Source organism: Acinetobacter sp. NIPH 542, from assembly GCF_000369825.1.
Classification (GTDB): domain Bacteria; phylum Pseudomonadota; class Gammaproteobacteria; order Pseudomonadales; family Moraxellaceae; genus Acinetobacter; species Acinetobacter oleivorans.
Window position 1 is genome coordinate 376,004 of record NZ_KB850206.1, and the last position, 13,427, is coordinate 389,430.

Sequence of the window (13,427 nt, forward strand, 5' to 3'; positions counted from 1 at the left end):
TTGTGGTTGGATTATCTATCACGAAAAATTGGAGTTGTTATGGCACTCGTTCCTCCACATGGTCTTCTAGGTGGTGGTTTAATACTACTTCTAGATTTTATGGGCAAAATGGATAGAGAAGGACGTGTTCATGACTGAATCAAGACTCACACATCTCAAGCAACTTGAAGCTGAAAGCATTCATATTATCCGTGAAGTTGCTGCTGAATTTGAAAATCCAGTCATGCTTTACTCAATTGGTAAAGACTCTGCGGTAATGCTTCACCTTGCATTAAAAGCATTTTATCCAGCGAAACTTCCATTTCCTTTATTGCATGTAGATACAGGTTGGAAGTTTAAAGACATGATCGCGTTTCGCGATAACATGGCAAAAACGCATGGCTTTGATTTAATCGTTCATCAGAACAAAGAAGGTCGTGAAGCTGGAATTAATCCATTCGATCATGGTAGTTCAAAATATACAGATATTATGAAAACCCAAGCTTTAAAACAGGCTTTGGATAAATATCAATTTGATGCTGCTTTTGGTGGTGCGCGTCGTGATGAAGAAAAATCACGAGCGAAAGAACGTGTTTATTCATTCCGTGATAGTAAACACCGTTGGGATCCTAAAAACCAGCGTCCTGAACTTTGGAATCTTTACAATGGTAAAGTGAACAAAGGTGAAAGTATTCGTGTATTCCCTTTATCTAACTGGACTGAGTTGGATATCTGGCAATATATCTATTTAGAAAATATTCAAATCGTTCCTCTTTATTTCTCTGCTGTTCGTCCAGTAGTAGAGCGTAGCGGTACATTAATCATGGTTGATGATGAACGTATGCGTTTAAAAGAAGGTGAAGTTCCACAGATGAAGTCTGTACGTTTCCGTACGCTTGGCTGTTATCCATTAACTGGTGCAGTTGAGTCTGAAGCAGATACGTTACCTGAAATTATCCAAGAGATGCTTTTAGCCACGAGTTCTGAGCGTCAAGGTCGTATGATTGACCATGATGAAGCGGGCTCAATGGAAAAGAAAAAGCAAGAAGGCTATTTCTAAGACAATTTCTAAATTTGTGGAGTTTGAGCAATGTCTCATCAATCAGAATTAATCAGTCAAGATATCTTGGCCTATTTAAAGCAACATGAACAAAAAGACCTTCTGCGTTTTTTGACTTGCGGTAACGTAGATGATGGTAAAAGTACACTTATTGGACGTTTACTCTACGATTCAAAATTGATTTATGAAGATCAATTGCAAGCTGTAACGCGCGATAGTAAAAAAGTAGGAACCACGGGTGATGCACCAGACTTGGCATTACTTGTAGATGGCTTACAAGCTGAGCGTGAGCAAGGTATTACCATTGATGTGGCTTACCGCTATTTCTCAACTGAAAAACGTAAGTTTATTATTGCTGATACCCCAGGACATGAGCAATATACCCGTAACATGGCAACTGGAGCGTCAACTGCTGATCTTGCAATTATCTTGATTGATGCGCGTTATGGTGTGCAAACTCAAACTCGTCGCCATACGTTTATTGCTAGTTTACTTGGTATTAAAAATATCGTTGTTGCTATCAATAAAATGGACTTGGTTGAGTACTCTCCTGAACGCTTCACTGAAATTCAGATTGAATATGATGCTTTCGTAAGCCAATTGGGTGACCGTCGTCCAGCTAATATTCAGTTTGTACCGATTTCTGCTTTAAATGGCGATAACGTAGTAAATGTTTCTGAGCATACTGCTTGGTACAAGGGTCAAACCTTGATGAGCATTCTTGAATCTGTGGAAATTAGTCGTGAATCAAACAAACACGAATTCCGTTTCCCTGTTCAATATGTGAACCGTCCAAACCTCGATTTCCGTGGTTTTGCTGGTACTGTTGCTTTAGGTGAAATCAATGTTGGTGATGAAATTCTTGCATTACCATCAGGTAAGCGTTCAACAGTTAAAGAAATCGTAACATTCGATGGAAATCTGGACCAAGCTGTTGCAGGTCAAGCGGTTACATTAACGTTGAATGATGAAATTGATATTAGCCGTGGTAACGTATTAGTACGTGCAGGCGAACAACCATTAATTTCTCGCAGTGTTCGTGCTTCAGTAGTCTGGATGAATGAACATCCACTAGTGAAAGGCAAGTTGTACAACGTTAAGATTGGTACACAAACTGTTCCTGCCAAAGTAACTAATATTCACTATCGTGTGAATGTGAATACGCTTGAGCATACTCAGGTTGAAGAGCTTGAATTAAATGCAATTGCAGATGTTGTTGTTGAATTTGATGCACCAGTCGTATTTGACCAATATCAAGATTCACGATACACAGGTTCATTTATTTTCATTGATCGTTTAAGCAATGTAACGGTTGGTGCGGGTATGGTTGAGTCTGCGGTAGAGTGGACTGCACATAGCAATCCTGTTACTGCTGAAGATCGTGCTGCGCGTTTAGGTCAAAAACCTGCGGTGATTGGGATTTCTGCACAGTTAATCGAGAAAGCTCAAGTTTTAGAAAGCTTATTGATCCAACAAGGTGTAGTTGCGATTGCAAAAGCTAATTTAACTGCTGAGCAAATTACTTTATTGCGTGAGACAGGTGTTGTGGTTATCACTACGGCTGTGGATGGTACTGATACAGAAGTTACTGCTGAAACTGTTGAAGAGGCAGCTGAAAAAGTTGTGGAATTAGTCCGTCTTTAATAGATTGAATTGATTTTGAAAAAACCCGCGTAAGCGGGTTTTTTATTGGGTTCAGAAAATATTTTGAGTTTTTAAAGTTAAATATTCTCTTAAATCTTTAGGATAGCTCTGAATCATCTTTAAAAATATATCTCGATCGCCTTGATATAAGGCGCGTGTTGCTTCTTCGTAATTTGGCATATTACCCAACATGGCAGACATAAAACGGTCGATGGCTTGTTTAGCGAGCATAATATTACCTTCAGAATTTGGGTTATTTAACTCTTTATCAATTAACTTACGAATTATTGCTGATGCACTCGCACTTTGTTGATCTAACCAATCCCAATGTTTTTTCTGTAAAGTGATTTCACGAGAAATTACTCCGAGTTTAGGTCGTCCAACTTTTTTAATTTCTTCCGGTTCAGCATAACGTTGTTGAAATTCTTGTTCCGAACCAGAAAGATCAAGATCAATTTGTTGACCTGTTTGATCATTAAAAATCAGAATATTTTCCGTTATTTTCGGAAGATCTTTGAGTTTTTTTGCAAGTTCAACTAGGGAGTCGCTTGCAATAAGCGTGCTTCCAGTGAAAGCAGTATAGGTGATTTTAGTATTCATTTTAGCCATATATTTTTATCTGGGTAAAATAATATTACCTGGGTAAAATTATTTTGGCAAATAATTAATTTTATAACCAAAGAATTATTTGATTTTATGAGTGTTGTCTATGAAGTTAGGACTATAAAAATAGTCAAGATAATAGGCTATTTAAAATTTTACTCTGCTTTGATATCGCTTTTATGAGACAATGTTTTTTTTATTTTTGTGTATTAGGACTCCCATGATTGAGCAATCTCCTGAATCTTTAAGCGATATCGAAATTTTAGACATTTTACAGTCTATGAAAAAAGATAAGCTGGATACGGAAGCAAATGAGATTATCCGTAATGGGGGGAAAGCTGGGCGTCAAGAAGCACATAAACAGGCTTTAGTTGCGTTGAATGCAAACTTTGAAGAAAAGTTTGTAGAAGCTGCCACGCTGGCATTAGGCTTGAATTCAGGTCAGGCGAAAAAGATTCGTTATAAAAAAGACCGTATCCGTATTTTTAAAGCACGTGGTATTGATTATTTAGCTATTGATGGTGCAGAAACCGCTCAGGTTTTAGCTCAAGTTGCTCAAGCGATTAGTCGTGAAGACGCGATTGTGACTGAAGGTCTACACAATATTTTTCCATTTTGGAAAGAAGGTTGGCCAATGGTTCAGTTTGATAATGCTTATAAAATTTTAGAAGAAGACATTACATTGCATTTTCAAATTGTGTTAGATCACTTAATTGAATATGTACAGAAATAAAAAAAAAGCCCCGATTGGGGCTTTTTTATTGCATATGAATAATTAAAGCGTACTAAAGAGTGGGAAAACACCAATTACTAAAGCAGTACCCATTAATACCATACAAGTTATGAATGCCCACTTTAAAGTGAACTTTTGATGGTCGGCAAAATCGACTTTAGCAAGACCACATAACAAATAGGTTGATGGAACAAGAGGTGATAGCAAGTGTACAGGTTGACCTACGATCGAAGCGCGAGCAATCGCTTCTGCACTAATACCATAATGTGAAGCAGCTTCAGCAAGAATAGGTAAAACGCCATAGAAGAATGCATCATTTGACATAAAGAATGTCAAAGGCATACTCACTAAAGCTGTGATCGGTGCAAGGTATGGACCCATGCTTGGAGGAATCATTGCGACGAATTCTTTAGACATCGCCTCAACCATACCTGTGCCAGATAAAATACCTGTGAAAATACCCGCTGCGAAAATTAAGCCCACAACAGCTAAGACACTGTCTGCATGCATTGCAATGCGTTTTTTCTGCATATCAACATCTGGGTAGTTAATGAGCATTGCAATACAGAACGCTATCATGAACAACACAGACATAGGTAGAATGCCTTTGATCAAAGCAATCATAAGAAGGATTGTGAGCACCATATTTACTTTACGTAAATGTGGGCGAGTCGCTTCAGGATCTTTCGATACGGTAATGTTGTCACCATGGTGAGTTTCAAGTTCAATAACGCCTAAACGTTTTTGCTCGTAACGACCATATAAGTATGCCAAGAAGAATAACCAACCAATACTAATGACCATTGGGATAATCATTGGTACGAAAATGTGGCTTGGGTCAACTTGCAGGGCACTTGCAGCACGAGCTGTAGGGCCGCCCCATGGTGTTAGGTTCATTACACCACTACATAACAGCATAAGTGCAGTCATGATAAGTGTATTCATTCCTAAGCGTTGATAAAGTGGCAGCATTGCAGCTACACAAATCATATAGGTTGTTGAACCATCGCCATCTAAAGAAACCATTGTGGTTAAGAACACAGTTCCTAGTGTGATTTTGAGAGGATCACCTTTAACCTTTTTTAAAATCCATTTAACCGGTGGATCGAAAAGACCTGCATCGATCATTAAGGCAAAATATAAAATTGCGAATAAAAGCATTACGCCAGTTGGCGCTAATTTTTTGATGCCATCCAGCATCATCTCACTGAGACCTTTGAGTTCAATGTGACTTAAACTTTCAAAGTAGTGACCTAGGCCCCAGGCAACAAGAGAAAAAATAAATGGGATGAGAATTAAAGCAATAATAGGGCTTAAACGTTTGGACATGATTAAGTACATGAAGCACAAAATCATGCCAACACCAAGTAATGTCAGCATACAATCAATCCTTTGCCTATAGTTTTACTGAACAAGTTTATTCAAAACTCTGACCTTGGTTATTCTTATTAATTTTTATTAAAAAGACAAATAATATATTTAGTTTATTTGGTTAATATATATTCAGTTGGAGAGGTATATTTAGGCGAAATACTGAACATATATATTAAGATTATAGTAAGCTTATAATAAATGTGATTCATTATAATAGATTATAAAGGTTTTATAAAAATAAAAATTATATGATATTTTTTTAAATTATATGTGGTTTGATGGGGGAAATGAGAAGAAGAACCATTTAAAGACTTGCTTTGAGCTAAGTTCCATAAGTTTTGAGGTAATGTAATTGAGACTTAACTGCTTAGTGGTAATTGAGATATATGGATTATTCTATTATTTTTCAGTATTTAAGATTTAATATAAATGATGATTTAAATAATATTGCTTTTAGATTAAAAGAGCAACTTGAATTTATGAATCTAAAATAATTATTACACATATTTGAAAAATTTATTTAGATTAAAAAAATACCCCACATAAAATGGTGAGGTATTTAAATTAATATAAATTAATTGTCATCAATAGATGAATGTACTTCGGTTTGCTCTAAAATTCGAGTTACAAGAAGTTGGTCAATTTTAAAATGATCGACATCGACTACTTCAAACTTGTATCCACCGAATTCTACAAAATCTGCTGGACGTGGAATTTTGCGTAGGCGGTACATCATGAAGCCTGCTAAAGTTTCATAATTTTCCTCATCAGGCATTTCATCAATTTCAAGTGCGTGTCTTAAGTCATCAATTGGTGTACTGCCATCAATTAACCATGAGTTATTATCACGCTTAATGATTTGTTGCTCTTCATCAATTGGTGTTACCCAGTCGCCCATAACCGTAATCATAATATCGCTTAAAGTAATAACACCTACGACAAGCGCATATTCGTTTATCACAACCGCAAATTTTTCTTTTGTAGAACGAAAACGATCAAGTAATTCCGATAGGGTTAGGGTGTCAGGAATCATCAAGACAGTACGAATGGTTGATTCATTCAATTGAGTTGGGGATTGGTTGTTTAAAATGCGAACAAGAAAGTCTTTGGCATCGACATAACCAATGACTTGATCAATATTTTCATTACATACCAAAAATTTTGAATACGGATACTCTGCTAATTTTTGACGAATGCTATCTTCATGTTCATTTAAAGTGAAATAAACAACATTTTCACGTGTAGTCATGCTCGAAGGTACGTTACGTTCTTCTAATTCAAAAACATTCTCGATAAAGTGGTGTTCTTGTTTTTGAAGTACGCCTGCTTGAGCACCTGCATCCATTACTGCTGAAATATCATCAAAAGTAATATTGTCTTCTCGTGTTGTATTTACTTTAAACAAACGGAATAGCAGGTTGGCAATAGCATTAATTCCCCAAGCTAAAGGTTTGCAAATCTTAATAAAAACCTGAATTGGGTTAATAACACTAATTGCAATTTTTTCAGGTGCAATCATAGCCAAACGTTTTGGCATAAGATCGGCAAATAAAATAAAGAGTGAGGTCACTAGGGTAAAGGAAAGGGCAAAACCGATCGTTTGTGTCCAAGGGCCTGTGTAAAAGCGGTCCACTAAAGTGACGAAATAAGGACGAAAAGCAGCTTCACCCAAAATACCGCCTAAAATCGCAACTGCATTTAGACCAATTTGAGAGGCTGCAAAAAAGTCAGCAGATTGTTCTTGTAAATCTAGTACTTGTTGGGCGCGTTCTTCACCCGCTTCGGCTAGAATTTTTAGCTTAACTTTTCGGGCACCTGCTAGTGCAATTTCAGTTAAAGATAAAAAGCCTGCTCCGATGATAAGCAGTACGATGATAATGATATTTTGAAAGAGACTCACAAATCACCTGAGATTCATCATTATTATGACTATGTTTTAACATAAAAAAGCGCTGAGGTAATCAGATTGATTGCTCAGCGCTTGAAGATAGGACAATTAAATTAAAATTTATTTAATAGTGAGAAAATTGTGAATTATTGGTTAGAAATTCACGGTTTTCTTCTTCAATCATTTGACGAGCAACAAATAAGATAAGTTGGCGCAGCCAGCGATGAGCAGGGTGATGATGTAACAACGGACACCAAGCCATTTTAAGTTCGAACTCTGGAATATAAAAAGGAGGATCCTTTATAACTAGTTTAGGGTTCTGTGTTTGTAGGCGTGCCATGCGTGTTGGTAATGTAGCAATAAGATCTACATTTTGAGCAAGTAATGCAGGCATTTGGTAGTGGCGAGTAAATACAGAAATTTTACGACGTTGACCAATACGTTCTAATGCTTGATCAATCCAGCCTAAACCACCTTGTTTATCAGGGTTTACACCAAAACCTACACCCATACCTGTTTTAGAAACCCAGATATGTTGTGCATCTAAATAGCTTTTTAAATTTAAATGAGTCACGGCAGGGTGTTTGTCGTTCAGAATACAACTGAAACTATCACGCCAAACTAAAACCTGATGGAAACTTTGCGGTATTTCATTAAATCTATTAATTGCAAGATCAACTTTACCTTGTTCCATATCTCTATAAGACACATCACTCGGTGTAAGAAAATCAAGAACAACATTTGGAGCTTCAGAGCGGAGCGCTTTGACAAGACGAGGAACTAAAGTTGCCTCAGCATAGTCAGATGTCATAATGCGGAAAACGCGATTACTTGTATAAGGGCGGAATTCGGTACGGGGTTCCAAAATCATGGAGAGATCAGAAAGGGCATCACGAATACGAGGCTGTAATTCAAGTGCGCGTTCTGTTGGAGTCATGCCTTCGGACGAGCGGATAAGAAGAGGGTCATTAAATAAATTACGCAAACGACGTAAAATATTACTCATTGCAGGCTGAGTTACCCCAAGCTGTTCGGCTGCGCGTGTAACATTTTTTTCACGAAGAAGTACATCAAGATATATTAATAGATTAAGATCTACTCGCTCCAGATTCATAAAAAAAATACCGAAAATAAAACCCTGAAATTGTTTCAAATTATGCCATATCTAATAACTATTGTGTGAAAAAATGATGAGAAAAACGACATTTTTTGTAGGAATTAAGTAGGGGTGAGAGGTACTTCAAAGGCTCGATTTTATTGTCTTTGCTACGTTTTTAAGTATGAAGGAGATAAATAGAATATATTTATATATAACTTACTACTTTTTAGCATGTAAATTGACTTTTTACATTGGCAAAAATAGCCTAATTTACAATTGACTTTTTAAATTAAAAATGGCTGGAAAAACTTCAAAAATTGTATAAAAATAAGACTTACTAGGTTTTTAGAATAAAACTCTATACTCCTTTAGAATAATTTTATTTTTATAAACAAAGTGTTAATGTTTTTGGTTTTATCTATAATATCGATTTATCGGTATATTTTTTAAATAAATACTGAAGATTAATAAAGGATATTGGATTAATTGATTGGCTAAGTCTAAGCTGTGTTCATGACGAAGCAGCTGGTGTCATAAGAAATTTAAGTAAATGACTCTAGGCTTCAATCGATGAAATCCTAAAATGAATACAGGACAATATCATGACTACATATCAAACAGCGATTGATGCAATCCGCGAACTAAAAGCAAAATTCGGTAGCACTTGGCGCGATATTAGCCCAGAAGATGCTGCACGTATGCAAATGCAAAACCAATTCAAAACTGGTTTAGATATTGCTAAATATACAGCTGCGATTATGCGTCGTGATATGGCTGCTTATGATGCTGACTCTAGCAAATATACTCAATCATTAGGTTGCTGGCACGGTTTTATCGCACAACAAAAAATGATTGCGAACAAAAAATACTTTGGTACTACTGAACGTCGCTATATCTACCTTTCTGGTTGGATGGTTGCTGCTCTTCGTTCAGAATTTGGTCCACTTCCTGACCAATCTATGCACGAAAAAACTTCAGTACCTGCATTAATCGAAGAAATCTACACTTTCTTACGTCAAGCTGACGCAAAAGAATTAAACGATTTATTCCGTGCGCTTAAAAAAGCAAACGAAGCGGGTGATACTGCTAAAGCTGCTGAAATCACTGCTCAAATCGACGGCTTCCAAACTCACATTGTGCCAATTATTGCTGACATCGATGCTGGTTTTGGTAACGAAGAAGCAACTTACTTACTTGCTCGTAAAATGATCGAAGCTGGTGCTTGTGCGCTTCAAATCGAAAACCAAGTATCTGATGCTAAACAATGTGGTCACCAAGCTGGTAAAGTAACTGTTCCACACGAAGATTTCATCGCTAAAATCCATGCATTACGTTATGCATTCTTAGAGATGGGTCTTGATGACGGTATTATCGTTGCGCGTACTGACTCTGAAGGCGCTGACTTGACTCAAAAAATCCCAGTGGTTAAAGAGCCAGGCGATATCGCATCTCAATACATCAGCTACTTAGATACTGTTGAAATTGACATTGCTGATGCTCAAGAAGACGAAATCTTGATCAAGCGTAATGGTAAATTACACCGTCCTAAGCGTTTAGCTTCTGGTTTATATCAGTTCCGTGCTGACACACAAATTGACCGTGTTGTACTTGACTGTGTATCTAGCCTTCAAAACGGTGCTGACCTTCTTTGGATCGAAACTGCGACTCCAAACGTAGAAGAAATTGCACACATGGTTAACCGTGTTAAAGAAGTTGTTCCAAATGCTAAGCTTGTTTATAACAACAGCCCATCATTCAACTGGACTTTAAACTTCCGTCAACAAGCTTACGACCGTTGGGTTGCTGAAGGTAAAGACGTTTCTGCATATGACCGTGCTAAATTAATGAGCGCTGAATATGATAATACTGAATTAGCTGCTGATGCAGACGCTAAGATCCGTACATTCCAAGCAGATGCTTCTCGTGAAGCGGGTGTGTTCCATCACTTGATCACACTTCCGACTTACCATACTGCTGCTCTTTCTACACATGAGCTTGCACAAGGTTACTTCGGTTCTGAAGGTATGTTGGCTTATGTTGCTGGCGTACAACGTAAAGAAATCCGTGGTGGTATCGCTTGTGTTAAACACCAAGCAATGGCGGGTTCTGACATCGGTGATGATCACAAAGAAATCTTCTCTGGTGATAACGCTCTTAAAGCACATGATGATGCTAAAAACACAATGAACCAATTCGCAGCTCACTAAGAATTGATTTCAAAAGAAAACCCGCTCACATGAGCGGGTTTTTTTATATTAAAAATAATTATTTTTTCAAAACATAATGCTCAGCTAAAGAGCCTTCAATTTTCTTACCTTCCATATCTAAAGCAGTTGCCGTATTTTCACCAATAAAGAATTTACGGTTTTGTCCTTTATCATCTAACGTAATGACTGAAGTATTATCTTTGTCAAAAGTAAATGTACCATGGGTTTCAAATGGTTTCTTATCACCTTTACCAAGATAAGTTTCAGTCAATTCATAAGTTTTATCATCTTTTAACTCTAAATCAGTTTTGATGCCTTCACAGTCTGCACATGGAAGAGTGCCTTTATATGTGCCATTCCAATCTAGTGAGTTTTCAGCTGTATGAGCAGTATCTACTGCATTGTTATTCGCTTCAGTGGTTTGAGCTGGAGCAGAGGCTTGTGTCGTTGTATCGGCTTTATTTTCGTTTTTGCTACAAGCAACAAGAAGGGCACTTACAAGTGCAACTGATAATAATGTTTTTTTCATGATGATCTAAACCTCGGAAAATAAATAAAAAAGCAAATAACAGGCTATGAAATATGAGAGCTTAATAAAAGTTTAAGTATGTAATTTAATTTTAACAAAAGGTAAAGTGAGTAAATTTTGGAATAATTATTAAAACAAAAATAAAAAGCAGGTATTCACTAAAACGATTTAATGAATACCTTATAAATTACGGTTGCGCTGAAACTCCCCCTAGAGAGTCACATGCTGACTTATAAAGTTGATATTGTTGCTTTAAAACTTCATCTAGCGGCATGTCGAATAATTCTTCACCATTTTTGTAGCTTTCTACGTATGAAGTTGCTTTTTCTTTGCTTACTGCTAAAGATTGCTGGTAATAAGAATTAATCGAGCTTGTTGCAAGCTGGCTTGTCTCAACATTTTTACATTCGAAATTGTGCAGGATCTTTTCTGCACGTTTGACCTCACTAGATTGGCCAAAAATACACCCAGTTAAAAAGACAAGTGGGGTTAACACGAAAAAAAGTTTCATGGAGAGCAAGTATGGAAGCAACGGTGGGCGCTATTGTATAAACAATTCCATAAGTTACTGTGGTTTTATGTTAGACATTGATGATTTTTTAACTCATTAAAATCGAAAAATTGTATCTAATTTTATCAGTTGACTTATTTTCATATTTGGTGCGTATTTTGCTTATAACTTTAAGCACTTATTTTGAACATATGAACCAGAATGAATCAGGTACAAACGTTTTCAAAAAATTCTTTAGCACCATTTTGGTATGCGCGATTAGAGCTCGGATTTTGTTTTGAAAATTCACGCACCATAATGAGTCATAGGAAGCATCATGGCCCTGTTAGGGTGCAAAAAATGCTCTGGCCTGAAAGAACGGGTATATGTCATGCCATTATTGTTCATCCTCCAGCAGGAATTGCAGGAGGAGATCATCTGACGTTTGAAATTGAAACCAAAGATCAAGCCCATGCGGTAGTAACTACTCCGGGCGCAGGGAAATGGTACAAAACCAATGGTAAGCAAGCTTTTCAACATATTCACTTGCATGTGAAAGATCAGTCCATTTTAGAGTGGGTTCCACAAGAAACGATGCTGTTTGATGGAGCTTTAGCACATTCAGAAACTCATATTCATCTTGATCATGCTGCGAGTTTTATTGGCTGGGATATGTTGGTGCTTGGGCGACAGGCACGTGCGGAGCGCTTTATTCAAGGGAGTTATCACAACCAGTTTAAATTGTGGCGAGAACATAAGTTATTGGTTGCAGATACATTGTATTTTGAGGGAGAAGATCGTTGGCTGAGTTCATGTTTGGGTATGAATAATCAAGCCGTAATGGGAAGCTTTTGGGCAGCCGCTCCCGAAAAGTATCGCTCAGCTTTTTATTTAGAACAGCAGTTAGAACTCATTCGAGAATTGATGATGCGTATGCAAGCACCTGTCACATTAACATTATTGGATGATGTGGTTTCGGCCCGTTTTCTAGGAACTGATGTCCGACATTGTCATGATGCTTTTGCGGCTATACGAGCAAGATTAAGACGTTATTGGTTTGATTTAGATGAAGAATTTCCAAGAATTTGGAAAACTTAAGTTACGTTAAATTGCGTATTTAAAAAACAGTTAAAACAAGTATGCTACTTTTGAGCACGTATTTTGCTTAAACAATATAAATGCAATTTAGGAAAGAGAAATGGAACTCAATCCAACAGAAAAAGATAAGTTACTCATTTTTACTGCAGGTTTAGTGGCTGAGCGTCGTAAAGCGCGTGGATTGAAACTGAATTATCCAGAAGCTATTGCTTTTATTTCAGCAGCTTTACTTGAAGGTGCACGAGACGGTATGACGGTCAGTGATTTGATGCATTACGGCACTACCTTATTAAAGCGCGAAGATGTGATGGATGGTGTGCCAGAAATGATTGCTGAGGTTCAGGTCGAGGCAACTTTTCCAGATGGCTCGAAATTAGTCACAGTCCATCAGCCAATCGTATAAAAGGAACGCTTATGATCCCCGGTGAAATCATTACTCCAGATGCTGATATTGAACTGAATGTTGGGCGACAAACTTTAAAAGTTGTAGTTGCCAACATTGGTGATCGACCTATTCAGGTGGGTTCCCATTTTCATTTTTATGAAGCAAATGATGCATTACAGTTTGATCGCGAAATAGCCAAAGGTTTTCGACTGAATATTGCTGCTGGCACAGCAATTCGTTTTGAACCGGGGCAAACTCGAGAAGTGGAGCTTGTTGCTTTGGTCGGTAAACGAGAGGTTTATGGTTTCGCAGGCCGCGTCATGGGCAAGTTGGATTAA

General features: G+C 37.3%; 14 protein-coding genes. 8 read left to right on the forward strand and 6 right to left on the reverse strand.

Annotated features, from left to right (window positions below):
- The first annotated feature begins 6 nt into the window (after nt 1-6).
- Genes F886_RS19710 through cysN form a run of 3 tightly spaced genes read left to right on the forward strand, consistent with a single transcriptional unit; the run spans nt 7 to nt 2,683 of the window.
- A complete protein-coding gene (locus tag F886_RS19710) occupies nt 7-138 on the forward strand; it encodes a hypothetical protein (protein WP_002117520.1) in 132 nt (43 codons plus the stop codon).
- Nucleotides 131-1,039 carry a sulfate adenylyltransferase subunit CysD gene (gene cysD / locus F886_RS07385; protein WP_000140408.1) on the forward strand — a complete coding sequence of 303 codons (909 nt, stop codon included), beginning with the start codon at nt 131-133 and terminating at the stop codon, nt 1,037-1,039. The genes F886_RS19710 and cysD overlap by 8 nt, the downstream gene beginning before the upstream one ends.
- A gap of 30 nt (nt 1,040-1,069) precedes the next feature.
- On the forward strand, nt 1,070-2,683 hold the full coding sequence (gene cysN / locus F886_RS07390) for a sulfate adenylyltransferase subunit CysN (RefSeq protein WP_005303361.1): 1,614 nt from the start codon (nt 1,070-1,072) through the stop codon (nt 2,681-2,683).
- A gap of 51 nt (nt 2,684-2,734) precedes the next feature.
- On the opposite strand, the gene F886_RS07395 is transcribed toward cysN, so the two are convergent.
- Nucleotides 2,735-3,292, reverse strand: a complete 558-nt coding sequence (locus tag F886_RS07395; RefSeq protein WP_005303362.1) for a DUF2239 family protein — start codon at nt 3,290-3,292, stop codon at nt 2,735-2,737.
- 214 nt (nt 3,293-3,506) lie between these two features.
- Here F886_RS07395 and F886_RS07400 point away from each other — a divergent pair, with 214 nt between their 5' ends.
- Nucleotides 3,507-4,019 (forward strand): hypothetical protein, encoded by a 513-nt coding sequence (locus tag F886_RS07400; RefSeq protein WP_004793963.1) that lies wholly within the window; start codon nt 3,507-3,509, stop codon nt 4,017-4,019.
- A gap of 42 nt (nt 4,020-4,061) precedes the next feature.
- On the opposite strand, the gene F886_RS07405 is transcribed toward F886_RS07400, so the two are convergent.
- From F886_RS07405 to F886_RS07415, 3 genes are all read right to left on the reverse strand, one after another.
- Nucleotides 4,062-5,399: a CitMHS family transporter gene (locus F886_RS07405; RefSeq protein ID WP_004793962.1), complete on the reverse strand. Its 1,338-nt coding sequence runs from the start codon at nt 5,397-5,399 to the stop codon at nt 4,062-4,064.
- A gap of 568 nt (nt 5,400-5,967) precedes the next feature.
- Nucleotides 5,968-7,293 carry a polyamine export protein PaeA gene (locus F886_RS07410; RefSeq protein ID WP_004793961.1) on the reverse strand — a complete coding sequence of 442 codons (1,326 nt, stop codon included), beginning with the start codon at nt 7,291-7,293 and terminating at the stop codon, nt 5,968-5,970.
- Between the two features lie 112 nt (nt 7,294-7,405).
- Complete coding sequence (locus tag F886_RS07415; protein WP_004703082.1) at nt 7,406-8,395, reverse strand: LysR family transcriptional regulator; 990 nt, start codon at nt 8,393-8,395, stop codon at nt 7,406-7,408.
- A gap of 587 nt (nt 8,396-8,982) precedes the next feature.
- Between F886_RS07415 and F886_RS07420 the strand changes: the two genes are divergently transcribed.
- Entirely contained in the window at nt 8,983-10,587 is a 1,605-nt protein-coding gene (locus F886_RS07420; RefSeq protein ID WP_005303365.1) for an isocitrate lyase, read from the forward strand.
- Between the two features lie 58 nt (nt 10,588-10,645).
- Here the strand turns inward: F886_RS07420 and F886_RS07425 are convergent, their stop codons facing one another.
- Nucleotides 10,646-11,116, reverse strand: coding sequence for a copper resistance protein NlpE (locus F886_RS07425; RefSeq protein WP_005303368.1), 471 nt, complete (start codon nt 11,114-11,116; stop codon nt 10,646-10,648).
- Between the two features lie 187 nt (nt 11,117-11,303).
- The gene (locus F886_RS07430; RefSeq protein WP_005042208.1) at nt 11,304-11,627 is read right to left on the reverse strand and encodes a hypothetical protein; all 324 of its coding nucleotides are present in this window, start codon (nt 11,625-11,627) and stop codon (nt 11,304-11,306) included.
- Between the two features lie 201 nt (nt 11,628-11,828).
- On the opposite strand from F886_RS07430, the gene F886_RS07435 reads away from it, so the two are divergent.
- From F886_RS07435 to F886_RS07445, 3 genes are all read left to right on the forward strand, one after another.
- Complete coding sequence (locus F886_RS07435) at nt 11,829-12,704, forward strand: urease accessory protein UreD (RefSeq protein WP_212749660.1); 876 nt, start codon at nt 11,829-11,831, stop codon at nt 12,702-12,704.
- Nucleotides 12,705-12,804: 100 nt separating this feature from the next.
- Nucleotides 12,805-13,107 carry an urease subunit gamma gene (gene ureA / locus F886_RS07440; protein ID WP_002117495.1) on the forward strand — a complete coding sequence of 101 codons (303 nt, stop codon included), beginning with the start codon at nt 12,805-12,807 and terminating at the stop codon, nt 13,105-13,107.
- 11 nt (nt 13,108-13,118) lie between these two features.
- The gene (locus F886_RS07445; RefSeq protein WP_004793951.1) at nt 13,119-13,427 is read left to right on the forward strand and encodes an urease subunit beta; all 309 of its coding nucleotides are present in this window, start codon (nt 13,119-13,121) and stop codon (nt 13,425-13,427) included.

Excerpts from the sequence above, each read along its gene's own strand:
- F886_RS07425 (WP_005303368.1), bottom strand. The coding sequence starts at position 11,116 with ATGAAAAAAACATTATTATCAGTTGCACTTGTAAGTGCCCTTCTTGTT.
- F886_RS07400 (WP_004793963.1), top strand. The coding sequence starts at position 3,507 with ATGATTGAGCAATCTCCTGAATCTTTAAGCGATATCGAAATTTTAGAC.
- F886_RS07395 (WP_005303362.1), bottom strand. The coding sequence starts at position 3,292 with ATGGCTAAAATGAATACTAAAATCACCTATACTGCTTTCACTGGAAGC.
- F886_RS07445 (WP_004793951.1), top strand. The coding sequence starts at position 13,119 with ATGATCCCCGGTGAAATCATTACTCCAGATGCTGATATTGAACTGAAT.
- F886_RS07405 (WP_004793962.1), bottom strand. The coding sequence starts at position 5,399 with ATGCTGACATTACTTGGTGTTGGCATGATTTTGTGCTTCATGTACTTA.
- F886_RS07435 (WP_212749660.1), top strand. The coding sequence starts at position 11,829 with ATGAATCAGGTACAAACGTTTTCAAAAAATTCTTTAGCACCATTTTGG.
- cysD (WP_000140408.1), top strand. The coding sequence starts at position 131 with ATGACTGAATCAAGACTCACACATCTCAAGCAACTTGAAGCTGAAAGC.
- F886_RS07420 (WP_005303365.1), top strand. The coding sequence starts at position 8,983 with ATGACTACATATCAAACAGCGATTGATGCAATCCGCGAACTAAAAGCA.
- F886_RS07430 (WP_005042208.1), bottom strand. The coding sequence starts at position 11,627 with ATGAAACTTTTTTTCGTGTTAACCCCACTTGTCTTTTTAACTGGGTGT.
- cysN (WP_005303361.1), top strand. The coding sequence starts at position 1,070 with ATGTCTCATCAATCAGAATTAATCAGTCAAGATATCTTGGCCTATTTA.
- F886_RS07415 (WP_004703082.1), bottom strand. The coding sequence starts at position 8,395 with ATGAATCTGGAGCGAGTAGATCTTAATCTATTAATATATCTTGATGTA.
- ureA (WP_002117495.1), top strand. The coding sequence starts at position 12,805 with ATGGAACTCAATCCAACAGAAAAAGATAAGTTACTCATTTTTACTGCA.